Origin of the sequence: Pseudomonas sp. CC6-YY-74, from assembly GCF_002025205.1 — a bacterium.
Taxonomy (GTDB): domain Bacteria; phylum Pseudomonadota; class Gammaproteobacteria; order Pseudomonadales; family Pseudomonadaceae; genus Aquipseudomonas; species Aquipseudomonas paeninsulae.
Genome location: NZ_CP019947.1, coordinates 2235556 through 2252395, shown reverse-complemented (window position 1 = coordinate 2252395; position 16840 = coordinate 2235556). Strand labels below are relative to the sequence as shown.

The window sequence follows — 16840 nt, the reverse complement described above, 5'->3', positions numbered from 1 at the left end:
ACATGTCTGATGCATTACCCGCAACGGCAGCCGACTCGGCTGCCGTTGGCATTTACAGAGTCGCCCTCGGCGTCGAATATAAAGGCTCGCGTTACTGTGGCTTTCAGCGTCAGCGTGCCGGCGTGCCGACAATCCAGGCCTCCCTGGAAAAAGCCTTGTCGAAAGTCGCTGGTGGCGCCCCGGTCACCTTGAGTTGTGCCGGGCGCACTGATGCGCTGGTGCATGCTAGTGCGCAGGTGGTGCACTTCGATACGCCGGTCGAGCGTTCCATGCTCGCCTGGGTCATGGGTGCCAACAGGAATCTGCCGACCGATATCAGTGTGGTGTGGGCCAAACTGATGCCGGCGCATTTCGATGCGCGCTTCTGTGCCAAGGCCAGGCGTTATCGCTACGTGATCTACACCGATCAGGTTCGCCCGGCGCACATGGCCGAGGAAGTAACCTGGAATCATCGGCCACTGGATATTGAGCGCATGCGCGAAGCGGCGAATGCCTTTGTCGGGACCCACGATTTCAGTGCCTTCCGCGCTCGCCAGTGCCAGGCCAAGTCGCCGATCAAGACGGTGCACCACCTGAAGTTGATCGAGCATGGTCGCTTTATCGTGCTGGATATCCGAGCCAATGCGTTCCTGCATCACATGGTGCGTAACATTGCCGGGGTATTGATGACCGTCGGCGCTGGCGAGCAGCCGGTGGAGTGGGCGCGTGCGGTGCTGGAGACCGGAGTGCGGCGCACTGGCGGGGTGACCGCACATCCTCACGGGTTGTACCTGGTGCAAGTTGACTACCCGCAGGAGTTCGACTTGCCCACGCGTTATCTCGGGCCGCATTTCCTCGCGGGGCTGCTGGATGTGGCGGCAGACGCCTAGGCATTCCTTTGCTACCATCGGTTCTTTGCTGGAGGTATTCGCCCGTTGTCAGTCGTTCGCTGCAAGATCTGTGGAATTACCCGCGTAGAAGACGCATTGGCTGCTGTTGAGGCCGGTGCCGACGCCATTGGCCTGGTTTTTTATGCCAAGAGTCCGCGAGCCGTAACCGTGCAGCAGGCGCAGGCAATCCTCGCTGCGTTGCCGCCGTTCGTGACCACGGTGGGCCTGTTTGTCGATAGCCCTCGCGGCGAGTTGAACGCTATTCTCGATGCCGTGCCGCTGGATCTGTTGCAGTTCCATGGCGATGAAACTCCGGCCGCCTGCGAGGGCTTTCGGCGTCCCTATATCAAGGCGTTGCGGGTCAAGCCGGGCGTCGATATTGCTGCGCAGATTGGCCTGTATGGCTCTGCGGCGGGTGTTTTGCTGGATACTTTTGTGCCGGGCGTTCCGGGCGGTACCGGCGAGGCGTTCGACTGGTCATTGGTGCCTCGCGGCTTGCATATGCCGATTATCTTGGCGGGAGGCTTGACGCCCGGGAATGTACACGCCGCTATCGAGCAGGTGCAGCCCTATGCGGTGGATGTCAGCGGCGGCGTCGAGGCGAGCAAGGGTGTGAAGGATCACGACAAGATTCATGCGTTCGTACGTGCAGTCAGGAGTGCCTGAGCCGATGCTCATGCGATGTGACGACGCTGCAGGCTTGGCCGTCCATAACCCTGTTGCAGGTACTGTAATGACCGCCTTTGGCAGTCGAGATCAAGGTGGCGGGTGTTGCGCTTGCAGATGCCGGCCCCTATTGAGACTGCCTTCGTGAATTTGCTTGGATGTGCCGGTAAGGCCCTGTGCCAGACGCCTGTTCGAGCCCACTGTTTTGGAGAATCAAGAGCATGAGCAACTGGTTGGTAGACAAACTGATCCCATCGATCATGCGGTCCGAAGTCAAGAAGAGTTCGGTGCCCGAAGGCCTCTGGCACAAATGCCCGTCGTGCGATGCGGTGTTGTACAAGCCCGAGCTGGAGAAGACTCTGGATGTCTGCCCCAAGTGCAATCACCACATGCGCATCAATGCGCGTGCGCGCCTGGATATCTTCCTCGATGCCGAGGGCCGCGAAGAGATTGGCGCGGAACTGGAACCGGTTGATCGCCTGAAATTCCGCGACAGTAAGAAGTACAAGGATCGCCTGACTGGCGCGCAGAAGCAGACAGGCGAGAAAGACGCACTGATTGCCATGCGCGGCACTCTTGAAGCCATGCCGGTGGTGGCCTGTGCCTTTGAGTTCTCCTTCATGGGCGGTTCGATGGGGGCGGTCGTTGGCGAACGCTTTGTGCGCGCCGCCAATGTGGCACTGGAGCAGCGTTGCCCGTTCGTGTGCTTCTCCGCTTCGGGCGGTGCGCGCATGCAGGAAGCGCTGATTTCCCTGATGCAAATGGCCAAGACGTCTGCAGTGCTGGCGCGTTTGCGCGAAGAAGGCGTTCCGTTTATCTCGGTGCTGACCGATCCAGTTTACGGTGGCGTTTCCGCCAGCCTGGCCATGCTCGGTGATGTCATCGTCGCCGAACCCAAAGCGCTGATCGGTTTTGCCGGTCCGCGGGTGATCGAGCAGACGGTGCGAGAAAAGCTCCCGGCTGGTTTTCAGCGCAGCGAGTTCCTCATCGAGCATGGTGCCATCGACATGATCATTCATCGCGAAGAGTTGCGCGCGCGCCTGGCCAGGCTGCTAGCCCAGTTGATGGGGCTGCCGGCGCCTGTTACTGCTGCGTTGCCGGTCACGGCATGACCGAACGCTCCCTGGCCGATTGGCTGGCATACCTGGAACAGTTGCATCCAAGTGCCATCGATATGGGGCTGGAACGGTCCGGGGCTGTGGCGCAGCGCTTGGGCTTGTCCAGGCCTGCGCCGCGGGTGATTACGGTCACCGGCACCAATGGCAAGGGTTCCACCTGTGCCTTTCTCGCTGCCTTGCTGCAGGAGCAGGGTCTCAAGGTCGGGGTATACAGCTCACCTCACCTGTTGCGTTACAACGAGCGTGTGCAGATTGCTGGTGTCGAAGCCAGCGATGCCGAGCTTTGCCAGGCTTTCGCCGCAATCGAAGCCGCGCGCGGCGAGATTTCCCTGACCTATTTCGAGATGGGTACCCTGGCGGCTTTCTGGCTGTTTCAGCGCGCAGCGCTGGACGCCGTGGTACTGGAGGTTGGGCTGGGCGGACGACTGGATGCGGTCAATCTGATTGACGCCGATCTGGCCTTGGTGACCAGTATCGGCATCGATCATGCCGAATGGCTGGGCGATAATCGTGAGGCGGTTGCCTTCGAGAAGGCCGGTATCTTTCGCGCTGGCAAGCCGGCGTTGTGCGGTGATCTCGATCCGCCGCAGACGTTGCTGGCACAAGTGGCGCTGTTGGATGCGCCGTTTTTTCTGCGCGGCCGCGATTACGGCCTGAGCATCGAAGGGCCAGGCTGGTCCTGGTTTGGCTTGAATGGTCGGGGCGAGGTCTTGCGTCTGGAGCGCTTGCCATTGCTCGACCTGCCGATGGAAAACGCCGCGCTGGCCTTGCAAGCGTATGCGTTGCTCGATCTACCCTGGCAGGCTGAGCAAATCGTCAGTGCCTTGTCGCGTACTCGGGTAACCGGTCGTCTGGATCGCAGAATGCTGAATTGGCAGGGTAAGCCACTCACGTTGCTGCTGGATGTTGGGCATAATCCCCACGCGGCTGAGTATTTGGCGCAGCGCTTGTCTGGCAGGCCGTTGGCGGGCAGGCGATTTGCGGTGTTCGGCCTGCTGGCCGACAAGGACTTGGCCGGGGTGGTATCACCCTTGCTCGATGAAGTCGTGGATTGGGCCGTGGCGCCGCTACCGAGCAGTCGCACGCGTTCGGCTGGCGAGTTGCAGGCGTATTTACACAATCGTGGGGCGCAGGTCACCGCCTATGCCGATGTGCAGGCGGCGTTGCAGGCGCAATGTACGCAGGCGGCGGCAGGGGATGAAATACTGCTGTTCGGGTCTTTTTACTGCGTGGCCGAGGCCTTGGACTGGCTGGCCCGCCATGCCAAGGGGGGGGTGCAGGATGGCTTTGCTGGATAAAGGGTTGAGGCAGCGCATTGTCGGCGCTTTGGTGTTGGTGGCCTTGGCGGTGATTTTTGTACCCATGCTGCTGTCGCGTGAAGACGAGTTGCAGCGTGTGGTGGTCGATGCGCCGGCGATGCCGCAGGCGCCGGCCATGCCGCAGATTGAAATGCAGCCCGTAATCGTGCCGGAGCCTCAGGTGTTGCCAGAGGATTTGCTGGCGGATGAGCCCATTGCCGAGGTCCCGGCCCCTGTGGATGTGGCGCCCGTGCCCGTGCCCGTGCCCGTGCCCGCACCAGAGCCTGAGCCTGAACCGGCGCTGGCGTCCTCTGCGCCAGTCAGTGCTCCGGCACAAGCTCCCGCCAGCCGTCTGGATGCCAACAGTTTGCCGGTCAGTTGGTCGGTACAGTTGGCCAGTCTGTCCAGTCGCGCGGGTGCGGAAACTCTGCAGAAAACCCTGCGCAGTCAGGGTTACAACGCCTATGTCCGCCATGTGGATGGGATGAATCGGGTGTTTGTCGGTCCCGTGATCGAGCGAACCGAAGCCAATCGCTTGCGTGAGCAGTTGAACCGTCAGCACAAGCTCAGCGGCATTGTCGTGCGCTTTCAGCCGGAGCGCAGTTAGCGGGCTGTCGCGATATTCTGCGAGCTGGCGACCCGCGCTCGCATGGTGCAACGCGCACGCGCTGAAAACAGTCAACGCCTTCGTGGTAGCGGGATTTTCGCGCGCGCGCCCAGCCCTGGCTTCAGCGCGCACGGTAATTTTCCTGCGGCCTGATAATCCTTTGCTTACCCCATGCGAGGGGCTCTGTTAAAATGCAGCGCCTTTTCCGTAGGTAACCTGCATCGTGGCATTCACTTGGGTCGATTGGGCGATTATCGCCATCATCGCCGTATCGAGCTTGATCAGTTTGAGCCGTGGTTTCGTCAAGGAAGCCTTGTCCTTGCTCACCTGGATCATTGCCGGTGTGGTTGCCTGGATGTTTGGTGGCGCGTTGTCCGAGCACCTTGGCGGATGGATCGAAACCCCTTCGGCGCGGGTGATAGCAGCCTGCGCCTTACTCTTCATCGTCACCTTGCTGGTTGGCGCGCTGGTCAATTACCTGATCAGCGAGCTGATCCGTGTCACCGGTCTTTCCGGCACCGATCGTTTTCTCGGTATGGTTTTCGGCGCCGCCCGTGGTGGCTTGCTGGTAGTCGTGCTGATCGGGCTGCTCAGCCTGGCGCCGGTACAGCAGGATCCGTGGTGGCAGCAGTCGACGCTGTTGCCGCATTTTTTAATGGTCGCGGACTGGTCGAAGAACCTCATTCTAGGGGTGTCCAGCCAGTGGCTTGCCAGCGGCATCAGCGTACCTGCTGAGCTGTCGTTCAAAGAAGCGCTGATGCAGCATAAACTGCCTTAAACGCATTCAGAATTAGCCTGTTTCACTTCAGTAGGGGTTGCGTCACATGTGTGGCATTGTCGGTATCGTCGGTAAATCGAACGTCAATCAGGCGCTGTATGACGGCCTAACCGTCCTCCAGCACCGCGGCCAGGATGCTGCCGGTATTGTCACCAGTCACGATGGGCGGCTGTTTCTGCGCAAGGACAATGGCCTGGTGCGCGATGTCTTCCATCAGCGTCATATGCAGCGCCTGGTCGGCCACATGGGCATTGGCCATGTACGCTATCCCACCGCCGGCAGTTCCAGCTCGGCGGAAGCGCAGCCCTTCTACGTCAACTCGCCCTACGGCATCACCCTGGCACACAACGGCAACCTGACCAACGTCGAACAGTTGGCCAAGGAAATCTACGAATCCGATCTGCGTCACGTGAACACCAACTCCGACTCGGAAGTGTTGCTCAACGTTTTCGCCCACGAACTGGCCCAGCGCGGCAAGTTGCAGCCGACCGAGGAAGACATCTTCGCCGCAGTCAGCCAGGTGCATCAGCGCTGCATCGGTGGTTACGCGGTGGTGGCGATGATCACCGGTTACGGCATCGTCGGTTTTCGCGACCCTAACGGCATTCGTCCGATTGTCTTCGGTCAGCGCCACACCGATGAAGGCGTGGAGTACATGATCGCCTCGGAAAGCGTGTCGCTGGACGTGCTCGGCTTTACCCTGATTCGCGATCTGGCGCCGGGCGAGGCGGTGTACATCACCGAGGACGGCAAGCTGTCGACCCGACAGTGTGCGAGCAATCCGCATCTCTCGCCGTGCATCTTCGAGCATGTCTATCTGGCGCGTCCGGATTCGATCATGGACGGCGTCTCGGTGTACAAGGCGCGCTTGCGCATGGGCGAGAAACTGGCCGAGAAGATCCTCCGCGAGCGACCGGATCACGATATCGACGTGGTCATTCCGATTCCCGATACCAGCCGTACCTCGGCGCTGGAGCTGGCCAATCACCTCGGCGTGAAGTTCCGCGAAGGCTTCGTCAAGAACCGCTATATCGGTCGCACCTTCATCATGCCGGGGCAGGCTGCACGGAAGAAGTCGGTACGGCAGAAGCTCAACGCGATCGAACTGGAGTTCCGCGGCAAGAACGTGATGCTGGTTGACGACTCCATCGTGCGTGGCACCACCTGCAAGCAGATCATCCAGATGGCTCGTGAAGCCGGTGCGAAGAACGTCTACTTCTGCTCGGCCGCGCCAGCAGTGCGTTACCCCAACGTGTACGGCATCGACATGCCGAGCGCCCACGAGCTGATCGCCCATAACCGCAGCACCGAAGAGGTCGCCGAGCTGATCGGGGCCGATTGGCTGGTGTACCAGGAGCTGTCCGATCTGATCGAGGCGGTTGGTGGCGGCAAGATCAAGATCGAGCACTTCGACTGCGCCGTATTCGATGGCCAGTACATCACCGGCGATGTCGATGAGTTTTACCTGAACAAGATCGAACAGGCGCGTAATGACGTCACCAAGGTCAAGTCCCAGGCGGTCAGCGCGATTATCGACTTGTATAACGACTAAGCGGCAAGCGTTAAGTCACAGGCTGCAAGAGTGTGGCCCAGATGCAATCCGGGCCACGGTTGGGTTGAAGGCGGAGAACATAGGCAATGACGATTGAATGGGATGCGGGTCGCCTGGATAGCGACCTCGACGGTGTAGGTTTCGACACCCTGGCGGTACGCGCCGGCCAGCATCGCTCGCCTGAGGGCGAACACAGCGAGGCGATTTACCCTACCTCCAGCTATGTGTTCCGCACCGCTGCCGATGCTGCCGCCCGCTTTGCCGGGGAAGTACCGGGCAACGTCTACTCGCGTTACACCAACCCCACGGTGCGCGCCTTCGAGGAGCGCATCGCCGCGCTGGAAGGTGCCGAGCAAGCCGTGGCGACCTCGTCCGGCATGTCGGCGATCCTGGCCATGGTCATGAGCTTATGCAGTGCTGGGGACCATGTCCTGGTCTCGCGCAGTGTATTTGGCTCGACCATCAGTCTGTTCGAGAAATACCTCAAGCGTTTCGGTGTGCAGGTCGATTATGTGCCGCTGGCCGATTTGCACGCCTGGAGCGCTGCGTTCAAGCCCAACACCAAGCTGCTGTTCGTCGAGTCACCATCCAATCCGCTGGCCGAACTGGTGGATATCCGCGCGCTGGCGGAAATAGCCCACAGCAAGGGCGCTCTGCTAGCGGTGGATAACTGCTTTTGCACACCAGCGCTGCAGCAGCCGCTCAAGCTGGGGGCGGATATTGTCATGCATTCGGCGACCAAGTACATCGATGGCCAAGGCCGCAGCATGGGTGGCGTGGTGGCAGGCAAGGCGGAGTTGATGAAGGAGATGGTCGGATTTCTGCGTACCGCAGGGCCGACCCTCAGCCCGTTCAACGCCTGGATCTTTCTCAAGGGATTGGAAACGCTGCGTGTGCGTATGCAGGCGCATTGCGCCAGCTCTCAGCAGTTGGCCGAGTGGCTGGAACAGCAGCCGGGTATCGAGCATGTCTACTACTCGGGGCTGCCCAGCCACCCGCAGCATGAGTTGGCCAAGCGCCAGCAGAGCGGCTTCGGCGCGGTGGTCAGTTTCGAAGTCAAGGGCGGCAAGGATGCGGCCTGGCGCTTTATCGATGCGACGCGGGTGATATCGATCACCACCAATCTGGGCGATACCAAAACCACCATCGCTCACCCCGCGACCACTTCCCATGGTCGTCTGTCGCCGGCCGAGCGCGCCAGCGCCGGTATCCGCGACAATCTGATTCGGGTGGCCGTGGGTCTGGAGGACATCGTCGACCTCAAGGCCGATCTGGCTCGCGGGCTGGCGGCGCTCTAACCGGCCGTAGATAGGGCCAGAGCGCTTTGGTTCTGGCCAAATGCCGATCATGTTCTTCCTGCAGGCCTCAGCGCTGGTGAAGAAACCAATTCCTCTCGCAGTTAGGCGAAAATAGCCGCTTCGGCTGTGGGTGGCGATTTCGGCAAGCAATGGCGAGGCGTTCCGGCAGTTGTAGCGGAACCTCCGGGCTCGCCCAAGGCCAGCGCGACATCGAGTTCGGCGGATGCACCGCCAGGCCTCCACCGAGAAGAGCGCCGATGCGCTCAACCTCGGCGGCAATAGCACCCGTGCCGAAGCCGTTATCCTTGGTTTCGACGGCCGCTTGATCACGACCTGACCGACAGCCTCAGCGCCTAGCTCAGGCTGACTACGACCTGATCAACGATCAGGCCAATAGCATTGCGCTGCACTTGGCCGCAAGGCGGGCTCGGCAGTTAGTCAGTGCCAGCTCAGAATCGGCCAGCCGACCTGTTCGGCATGCTGGCGCAGCACCAGGTCCGGGTTGACCGCGTGCGGTTTGCTGACCAGTTGTAGCAGCGGCAGGTCATTGCGCGAGTCGGAGTAGAAGTAGGCGCCGTCCAGGCTTTCACCCTGTTGTTCGAGCCAGACCTGCAGGCGCGTGACTTTGCCCTCGCGGTAGGTCAGCACCCCTTGGGTGCGGCCGCTGTAGGTGCCGTGTTGCTCTTCGAGGTCGATGGCCAGCACATCCTTGACCTTGAGGCGCGCGGCGATGGCGCTGACCAAAAAGTGCGCGGAAGCAGAGATGATCAGAATGCGGTCACCGGCGGCGCGGTGGTTGGCCAGGCAGCGGGTGGCGTCGCTGTAGAGCAGCGGTTCGATCACATCCTCGACATAGGGCTCGACGACGAAGGCGACTTCCTCGGCGCTGCGCCCGACCAGGGGCGAGAGGCTGAAGGTCATGTAATCCTCCATGGCCAGTTTACCTTCGGCATAGAGCGCCATCAGTTCATGGTCTTTCTGGATAAAACTCTCGCCGTCAACCCAGCCGAGCTTGGCCATTTCCGCGCTCCACAGGCTGGCGCAGTCACCGTGAATCAGGGTTTCGTCCAGATCGAAGATTGCCAGGGCCATTACGCCACCTCCCGGATCGCGTCGGCTTCGATGGTCAGCGCAATACGTTGGCCGCGGCCGTGCATGTCCTCGATCGAGCGGTTCAATACATCGACCAGCAACTCGACGCCACGTGCTTCGACACGGTAACGGATGACGTTGCCGAGCAGGCTGTGGCTGCGGATGTGCCCTTCGATGACGCCTTCGCCGCCGAGGCGGATAGCCTCCGGGCGAATGGCGATGCGACTGCCGATCGGCCGGCCGAGCAGGCGGCTGGCGGCATCGGCGTCAAGCAGGTTGTAGTTGCCGATAAAGCCGGCGGCGAAGGCATCGATTGGCGCGGTGTAGAGGGTTTCCGCATCGCCGCTCTGGACGATCTTGCCGGCATTCATCAGAAAGATCCGGTCAGACATGACCAAGGCTTCTTCCTGGTCGTGGGTGACGAAGATGGTGGTTAGGCCGAGGTCCTGCTGGATGGCGCGGATCTGTTCGCGCAGGTGTTTGCGGATGCGTGCATCCAGGGCTGACAAAGGTTCGTCGAGCAGCAACAGGCGCGGGCGGGTCACCAGGGAGCGGGCCAGGGCCACACGTTGGCATTGGCCGCCGGACAGCTGATGCGGGTAGCGCGCGGCAAAGTCGCCGAGTTCGACCATGTCCAGGGCTTCCTGCACACGCTGGACGCTTTCCTCCTTGCCGACCTTCTGCATGCGTAGGCCGAAGGCGACGTTCTGCTGCACGGTCATATTGGGGAACAGCGCGTAGCTCTGGAATACCATGCCGATGCCGCGCTTCTGCGGCGCTTGCGGCACCAGGTCTTCGTCATCGAGGAGGATCTGCCCACCACCCACTTCAGTGAGACCGGCGATGCAGCGCAGCAGGGTGGACTTGCCGCAGCCGGAGGGGCCGAGCAGGGTGACGAATTCGCCCTTGTCGATTTCGCAGTTGATATCGCTGAAGATCGAGATATCGCCATAGCTTTTGTGCAGGCTCTGGATGCTCAGGTAACTCATGACTTGTCCTTGTTCAGGCGGTTGGCGGCCCAGGTGAAGAGCAGCACGAAGAAGAAGTAGGAAATCACCAGGGCGCTGTTGAAGTGGCCGCTGCTGTTTTTCATGTTGTTGAGGTAGACCTGCAGGGTTTCATAGCGGGTGCCGACCAGCATGTTGGCGAACACGAACTCGCCGAACAGGAAGCTGAAGGAGAGGAACAGCGACACCATCAGGCCCTTGCGCAGGTTGGGCAGTACCACCAGAAATGCCGCCTTCCAAGTGCTGGCGCCGAGCAGGTGGGCGGCGTCCATCAGGTCCGGCAGGTTGATCGCCTGCAGGTTGTTGGTGATCGCCCGGTACATGAAGGGCAGGGCGATGGTGAAGTAGCAGCCGACCAGAATCCACGGTGTGCCGGTCATCGCCAGCGGCCCCGAGCCATACAGCTGCAACAGGCCCACCGAGGACACCACCGGCGGCACGGCGAAGGGCAGCAGGATCAGGATATTCATCAGCCCGTCGAGCTTGGGGAAGTGGTAATGCACCACGAACAGCAGCGGCAGAATCAACACCACCGACAGCGCCAGGGCGCCAAAGCACACCAGCAGCGACCGGCCGAAGGCGTTGAGGAAACGCTGATCGCTCCACAGCGCCAGGTACCACTTGAAGGTCAGGCCATCGGGCAGGATGCTCGCCGACCAACTGGTGGACAACGAATAGAGCAGGGTGCCGGCCAGCGGCGTCAGCAGAATCAGAAACAGCAGCCAGACCACTATGCGGTGGTAAAGCGCCGCTGGCGCAGGGTTAGCGCGAGACATGCTTGCTCCTCTTCAGCAACAGTTGATGGGCCACGGTGATCACTGCCATCAGGCCGACCAATATCATCGCCAGGGCGCTGGCCAGGTTCGGGTCGAGGGAAATGTCGCCCGAAACCAGGCCGGCGATGCGGATCGGCATCACGTTGAAGTTACCGGTGGTCAGGTAGTACACGGTGGCGTAGGCGCCCAAGGCATTGGCCAGGAGGATGACGAAGGTGCCGAGCAGCGCCGGGGTCAGCACCGGCAGGCCGATATGCCGCCAGAAGTCCCAGGTGTTGGCGCCGAGCAGTGCGGCCGATTCGCGCCAGTCCTCGCGCAGGGCGTCGAAGGCCGGGTACAGCAGCAATACGCCGAGGGGGATCTGGAAGTAGGTGTAGAGCACGATCAGGCCGTCCTTCGAGTAGAGGTTGAAGCTCTCGATTAGGCCGATCTTGATCAGTAGCAGGGTCAGCGCGCCGTTGAAACCGAGCAGAATGATGAAGGCGAAGGCCAGCGGTACGCCGGCAAAGTTGCTGGTCATGTTGGAGAAGGCCATGACGAAATCGCGCAGCTTGGAATCCACCTGATGCAGTGAATAGCTGCCGAGGATGGCAATGCTCATGCCGAACAGGCTCGACCAGAAGGAAATCTGCAGGCTGTGTTTGATCGCCTGCAGGTAGAACCTGGAATTGAACACCTTGGCGAAATTGGCCAGGCCCCAGCCTTCGGCGCTGTTCAGGCTGTTGACCGCCACCCACACCAGCGGCGCGATCTGGAATAGCAGAAAAAACCCGGCGAAGGGCAGCAGGCACAGTGCCGCCAACCATTTGCCCTTGAGCCGTGGCGATAGTCGAGCGCGCGGCGCGGCTATCGGCTGCGCTGCGCCGGGTAGCTTGGCGCTTCGTTCGAGTGAGGCGCTCATTTCAATAGTTCTCTGCAAACGGGTTTGTCGTGGGCCGCGCCGAGCAGCTCACAGATGGTGCCGCACAGCTCGGTCTGCTTCGGCCGGGCGTCGAGGTTCAGGCTGAAGGCGGAGCCCAGCACGAACAGCGGCACTTCGCGTTCCTCGACGAGCAGGCCGTTGTGCGAGCGGTCGTTGTTCATGCCGTGGTCGGCGGTGACCAACACCTGGTAGCCGGCATCGAGCCAGCCTTGCAGGTAGTCGGCGAGCAGGATGTCGGCGACCCGCGCGCTGTTGCGGTATTGCGCGCTGTCGAGGCCGTGCTTGTGGCCGGCATCGTCGATGTTCATCGGGTGCACCAGGAGCAAGTTCGGGCTGTGGCGCCGGCGCAGGCTTTCCGCGTCGGCGAACAGATGGGAATCGGGGTAGTGATCGGCGTAATAGAAATGGCCGTGCTGGATCGGCAGGTCGAGGTTATCGGTATGGCGGTCGCGGACGGCGTCGAAGGGCGCGCGGTTATACAGCTCGCTGACCCAGTGATAGGCCGCCGCGGCGGTGCTCAGGCCGGCAGCGCGGGCGTAGTGGAACAGGCTGCGCTGATTGGACAGGCGTACCACCTGATTGTGCACCACGCCACTGTCGATTGGCCTGACGCCGGTGAGGATGCATTCGTACAGCGGACGGGACAGTGAGGGCAGCTCGCATTCGAGCTTGTACAAGGCTGCGCGTTCGGCGCCGCAGTAGGCCTGCAGATGCCCCAGCGCATGCCGGGCCACCTCGTAATTCAGGCCATCCAGTACCACCAGGATGACGTTGTGCTTCATGGCAATCTCGATGGTTGCGTAGGATGGGTTGAGCTTGCGATACCCATCAAGGTGCGTGAAACATGGGTATCGCCGGCTCAACCCATCCTACGGCTGCTTATTACTCCATATTGATGATGACGTTTTCCTGCCATTGTTGCGGCAAGGCCTTGGAAGTGGCTTCCCAGGCGGCGGCATCCTTGATCGGCTGGACCTTGGCGTATTGCTCGTTAGGCAGCAGCTTGGCCTGAACCTCGGCCGGCAGGGTCAGGTGCTCGGCGCGGATCGGCCGGGCGTTGCCCTTGGCCAGGTTGATCTGGCCGGCGTCGCTGAGGATGTACTCGCGCGCCAGTTTGGCGGCGTTGGGGTTCTTCGCGTACTTGTTGATGATGGTGGTGTAGCCGGAGATCACCGAGCCGTCGGACGGAATCAGCACCTCGAAGCGACTCGGGTCGATCTGGTCGCGATAGCTCAGACCGTTGAAGTCCCAGACCACGCCGACTTCCACTTCGCCTTTTTCCAGGGTCTGGATGGTCGGGTTGGCCAGCGACAAGCGGCCCTGCTCGGCGATGGCGGCGAAGAAGTCCAGGCCCGGCTGAATGTTAGTCTCGTCACCGCCGTTGGCGATGGCCGCGGCCAGTACGCCATTGACCGCTTGGGCGGCGGCGCTGACGTCGCCGATGGCGATACGGTACTTACCGGTTTTCAGGTCGGCCCAGCTTTTCGGCACATCCTTGACCAGCTGCTTGTTGACGATAAAGGCGATGGAACCGGTGTAGGCGAGCATCCAGTGGCCGTCGGCGTCCTTGGCCCAGCTCGGAATCTGTTCCCATGTGCTCGGTTTGTAGGCTTGGGTAACACCTTGCTGTACCGCAATGGGGCCGAACGCCGCACCAACGTCGCCGATATCGGCACTGGCGTTATCTTTCTCGGCGGCGAATTTGGCGATCTCCTGGGCCGAGCTCATGTCGGTGTCCATGTGCTTGAGGCCGTAGAGCTTCTCCAGGTCCACCCAGGTGTCTTTCCAGTTGGCCCAGCTGTCCGGCATGCCCACGCTGTTTACCGCTCCTTCTGCGCGTGCGGCTTGTTCCAGCGCTTGCAGATCCGTGTCGGCAGCCATGGCCGAGGTTGCCAGGGCAATGGCCGAGCCCATCAATGAAGCTAGCAGCAATTGTTTCATTGGAAACTCCTTTGCGGTGAGAGTGTTGGTCTAGATCAGCAAGACCCACGCCAATGTAGGCCCGACAAATGACAGTTTTATGATTGCCGGTTCCTCGCGGATGTCCAGGTGCTTGGCGAGTCCGTGCAGAACAAGCGTAGACCATGAATAAGTGGCTGATTTTGTAGTGCACGTTGTGGTTTTCTGCTGGTATGGGGGGGCTTGCTAGTCTGCTGTCATCGGCCGGTCATCTAGACTGCCTAGCCTTGCAACATGATTGCTGTGGGTTAACGCGCTAGTTCATGCCCTGGAGTGGGGCTGGACTAGTCCAAAAGGGGAAGTATTGATGCGCGATGCAGCGCCGCGTGCGGTCACCACCATCTGTCGGGCCTTGCAAGAACAGATCGAGCATGGCTTGTTGGCGTCCGGCAGCCAGTTGCCGGCCGAGCGCAAGCTCAGTGAGGTCTTCGATACCACACGGATTACCCTGCGTGAGGCGCTCGGTCAGTTGGAGGCTCAGGGGCTGGTGTACCGCGAGGAGCGGCGCGGCTGGTTCGTCTCGCCGCCGCGGCTGGCCTACAACCCGCTGGTGCGCTCGCATTTTCATGCGATGGTCGCCGGGCAGAGGCGGGTGCCGGCCACCGAGGTGCTCTCGGCGCGGCTGATGCCGGCGTCGGTGGAAATCTGCGAGCTGCTGGAATTGCCGGCGTTGTCCAGCGTGATCCAGATTCGCCGGGCACGGCGCATCGACGGACGCCTGGTGCTGTATGTCGAGCACTACCTCAATCCGAGCTATTTCCCCGGCGTACTCGACTTCGACCTGACCCTGTCGCTGACCGAACTGTATGCCAGCGAATACGCCATTCATTACGGCCGGGTGCGTTTTGACATGGTACCCACCGCTCTGCACAGCGAAGCCGCGGCCGCGCTGAAAGTGGCGGTGGGTAGCCCGGCGTTGCGCATCGTACGGATCAACCGCGATCAGCACGGCCGTCTGATCGATTGCGATCTGGAGTTCTGGCGCCACGACGCCCTGCACGTCAGCGTCGAGGTGCCGGAGTGAGCCGGCTATACCGCGACCCGCTGTTGTACCTGCGCCGAGAACTCCAGGGTTTGCCCATCCAGCGGCACCCGTAAACGCTTGCCAAGGCCTTGCTCAACAGCCGCTTGCAACAGCCCGATGCGGGTCACCGGGCAATGGTCGAGGGCTTCCAGATGGTTGGCAATGACAATACCCTTGCTCAGGTGCAGCGCCGCGAGGATGTCCGCCTGGCCCATGATGATCTCGCCGCCGACATCAAAACACGCCCCGCCGGCCGGCAGCACGCTGACCGCCGGTGCCAGCTCGGCCAGGCATTGGCGCACCATGGGGGTGAGCAGGGTGTCGCCGGCTATATAAAGGCTGGGTTCTCCGGGTATCTGGATGAAGTAACCGTAACCATGGGCCATCAGGCGACCGATCCAGCCCTCGCCATGCAGGCAAGGGATCGCCTGGATGCTGCCATTGAAGAAGGCGCCGCCTGCTTGGCCAGGTAGCACCTGCACATTCAGCCGGCGTTTGTGCAGGTAGTCCGCATCCTCCGCCATGCACAGCACGGGGATATCGCCAGTGCGTAACCAGTGGATGGCGGCGCGGTCGAGATGGTCGAAATGGCCTTTCTGGCAATGGGTGATCAGGCAGTGGGTCACGCGTTGCAATTGTTCGTCGGCATTGTCCGGCAGTTCGACCAGCGGGTTGCGCCGATGTCGCGCGAGGTACTTGAGGGTTGGCAATTGTCCCTTGGCTGCCAGCATGGGGTCGACCAGCAGGCGCACCTCGCCAAACTCGACGATTAGGGTGGCATTACGCAGTTGAGTGATTTTCATGGCGAACTCCGGCATAGGAGTTGTCATTGTAAAAATCGCGGCGCGAGATAAAGATGGCGAGGATTGCCATAAAGCGGACATTTCATGCCTATTCAGAAAGTCGGTCTGTTGCTGTATCCCGGTTGCATGCCCGCGGGCCTGTTCGCCTTCGCCGACCTGCTGGTGGCCGCCAATCGGCGTGTTGGCCAGCCGCGTTTTCAGCTGTGCTGGGTGGGGCTGGATAGCCAGCCGGTGGATTGCGCCCAGGGCATGCGCTTGCAGCCGGAAAGCAGCCTGACGGAGGCGGCTTGTACAGCGGTGCTGATCCCCGGGCTCTGGGCGGATTCGCAGGCGGCGATCGTCCGGGCGCTGGAAACCAATAGCGGCTTGATTCGCGCCCTGGCTCAGTTACCGCGCACGACACAACTGTGGAGCTACTGCACCGGCGTATGCCTGCTGGCGCAGAGCGGGCGTTTGAATGGCGAGCCGGCGACTGCCACCTGGTGGCTGGCGCCGAGCCTGCAAACGTGCTTTCCCAAGGTGGATTGGCAATTCGAGCGGAGCCAGGTCGGCAATCGCCTGAGCATGACGGCATCCGGCGTCAGCGGTTACTTGCCGATTGCCCGAGCGCTGATAGAGCAGCAGATGGGCGAGGCGATCTATCGCGATATCGCCAGGCTGATGGTGTTGCCACGGCCCGAACCGGCCACCTCGGTGTTGCGCCGCATCGATTTGATGGAGAACGCCGACCCCTTGTTACGCCGATTGCACCTGTTGGTGGAGCGCTTGCCGGTGCAGCAACTGAGCGTGCAGCGCCTCGCCGACGAACTCGCGGTTTCCGCGCGTACGCTGGCGCGCAAAGTCCAGACGCTGACGGGCAATGCGGTGTCGGATCAGGTGCGCCTGATAAAGCTCAATCAGGCTGGGGAGCGGCTGATCGTGACGAGCGAGTCGATCAGCCGCATCAGCGATGCACTGGGCTACAGCGACGAATCCAGTTTCCGCCGGACCTTCAAACAGGTCACCGGGATGACCCCGGCGGCCTACCGGCAGCAGTTCAAGCACTAGCAGGTAGTTTTGCAACAGCCTGCT

At 61.4% G+C, this 16840-nt stretch carries 17 protein-coding genes; 10 read left to right on the top strand and 7 right to left on the bottom strand.

The genetic code is table 11. The features are described 5' to 3' along the window. Window positions 1-2: 2 nt before the first annotated feature. The 8 genes from truA to B2D37_RS10265 all read left to right on the top strand — a co-directional run bounded on the left by truA (window position 3) and on the right by B2D37_RS10265 (window position 8186). On the top strand, window positions 3-869 hold the full coding sequence (gene truA, locus B2D37_RS10300; protein ID WP_079202596.1) for a tRNA pseudouridine(38-40) synthase TruA: 867 nt from the start codon (window positions 3-5) through the stop codon (window positions 867-869). Window positions 870-914: 45 nt separating this feature from the next. Next, window positions 915-1535: a phosphoribosylanthranilate isomerase gene (locus B2D37_RS10295; RefSeq protein ID WP_079202595.1), complete on the top strand. Its 621-nt coding sequence runs from the start codon at window positions 915-917 to the stop codon at window positions 1533-1535. Between the two features lie 221 nt (window positions 1536-1756). Further along, entirely contained in the window at window positions 1757-2647 is an 891-nt protein-coding gene (gene accD, locus B2D37_RS10290) for an acetyl-CoA carboxylase, carboxyltransferase subunit beta (protein ID WP_079202594.1), read from the top strand. Further along, complete coding sequence (gene folC / locus B2D37_RS10285; protein WP_079202593.1) at window positions 2644-3951, top strand: bifunctional tetrahydrofolate synthase/dihydrofolate synthase; 1308 nt, start codon at window positions 2644-2646, stop codon at window positions 3949-3951. The genes accD and folC overlap by 4 nt, the downstream gene beginning before the upstream one ends. Next, a complete protein-coding gene (locus B2D37_RS10280; protein ID WP_079202592.1) occupies window positions 3935-4558 on the top strand; it encodes an SPOR domain-containing protein in 624 nt (207 codons plus the stop codon). The genes folC and B2D37_RS10280 overlap by 17 nt, the downstream gene beginning before the upstream one ends. Before the next feature lie 223 nt (window positions 4559-4781). Next, a complete protein-coding gene (locus tag B2D37_RS10275) occupies window positions 4782-5336 on the top strand; it encodes a CvpA family protein (protein WP_079202591.1) in 555 nt (184 codons plus the stop codon). A 46-nt stretch (window positions 5337-5382) separates the two neighbouring features. Continuing rightward, on the top strand, window positions 5383-6888 hold the full coding sequence (gene purF / locus B2D37_RS10270) for an amidophosphoribosyltransferase (RefSeq protein WP_079202590.1): 1506 nt from the start codon (window positions 5383-5385) through the stop codon (window positions 6886-6888). 86 nt (window positions 6889-6974) lie between these two features. Further along, a complete protein-coding gene (locus B2D37_RS10265) occupies window positions 6975-8186 on the top strand; it encodes an O-succinylhomoserine sulfhydrylase (RefSeq protein WP_079202589.1) in 1212 nt (403 codons plus the stop codon). 438 nt (window positions 8187-8624) lie between these two features. Here B2D37_RS10265 and B2D37_RS10260 read toward each other — a convergent pair whose 3' ends face one another. From B2D37_RS10260 to B2D37_RS10235, 6 genes are all read right to left on the bottom strand, one after another. After that, entirely contained in the window at window positions 8625-9278 is a 654-nt protein-coding gene (locus B2D37_RS10260; RefSeq protein ID WP_079202588.1) for an HAD family phosphatase, read from the bottom strand. Next, window positions 9278-10267: an ABC transporter ATP-binding protein gene (locus B2D37_RS10255; protein WP_079202587.1), complete on the bottom strand. Its 990-nt coding sequence runs from the start codon at window positions 10265-10267 to the stop codon at window positions 9278-9280. Before B2D37_RS10255 ends, B2D37_RS10260 begins: the two co-directional genes overlap by 1 nt. Beyond that, entirely contained in the window at window positions 10264-11061 is a 798-nt protein-coding gene (locus tag B2D37_RS10250; protein WP_079202586.1) for an ABC transporter permease, read from the bottom strand. The genes B2D37_RS10255 and B2D37_RS10250 overlap by 4 nt, the downstream gene beginning before the upstream one ends. After that, window positions 11048-11962 (bottom strand): ABC transporter permease subunit, encoded by a 915-nt coding sequence (locus B2D37_RS10245; protein WP_079202585.1) that lies wholly within the window; start codon window positions 11960-11962, stop codon window positions 11048-11050. The genes B2D37_RS10250 and B2D37_RS10245 overlap by 14 nt, the downstream gene beginning before the upstream one ends. Further along, window positions 11959-12765, bottom strand: a complete 807-nt coding sequence (locus B2D37_RS10240; RefSeq protein ID WP_079202584.1) for an alkaline phosphatase family protein — start codon at window positions 12763-12765, stop codon at window positions 11959-11961. Before B2D37_RS10240 ends, B2D37_RS10245 begins: the two co-directional genes overlap by 4 nt. Window positions 12766-12865: 100 nt before the next feature. Next, complete coding sequence (locus B2D37_RS10235) at window positions 12866-13924, bottom strand: ABC transporter substrate-binding protein (protein WP_079202583.1); 1059 nt, start codon at window positions 13922-13924, stop codon at window positions 12866-12868. A 325-nt stretch (window positions 13925-14249) separates the two neighbouring features. Between B2D37_RS10235 and B2D37_RS10230 the strand changes: the two genes are divergently transcribed. Then, a complete protein-coding gene (locus tag B2D37_RS10230; protein ID WP_079202582.1) occupies window positions 14250-14966 on the top strand; it encodes a UTRA domain-containing protein in 717 nt (238 codons plus the stop codon). Window positions 14967-14971: 5 nt separating this feature from the next. Here the strand turns inward: B2D37_RS10230 and B2D37_RS10225 are convergent, their stop codons facing one another. Beyond that, a complete protein-coding gene (locus B2D37_RS10225) occupies window positions 14972-15769 on the bottom strand; it encodes an MBL fold metallo-hydrolase (protein WP_079204959.1) in 798 nt (265 codons plus the stop codon). Between the two features lie 84 nt (window positions 15770-15853). Here B2D37_RS10225 and B2D37_RS10220 point away from each other — a divergent pair, with 84 nt between their 5' ends. Continuing rightward, on the top strand, window positions 15854-16816 hold the full coding sequence (locus tag B2D37_RS10220) for a GlxA family transcriptional regulator (protein WP_079202581.1): 963 nt from the start codon (window positions 15854-15856) through the stop codon (window positions 16814-16816). Window positions 16817-16840: the final 24 nt, after the last annotated feature.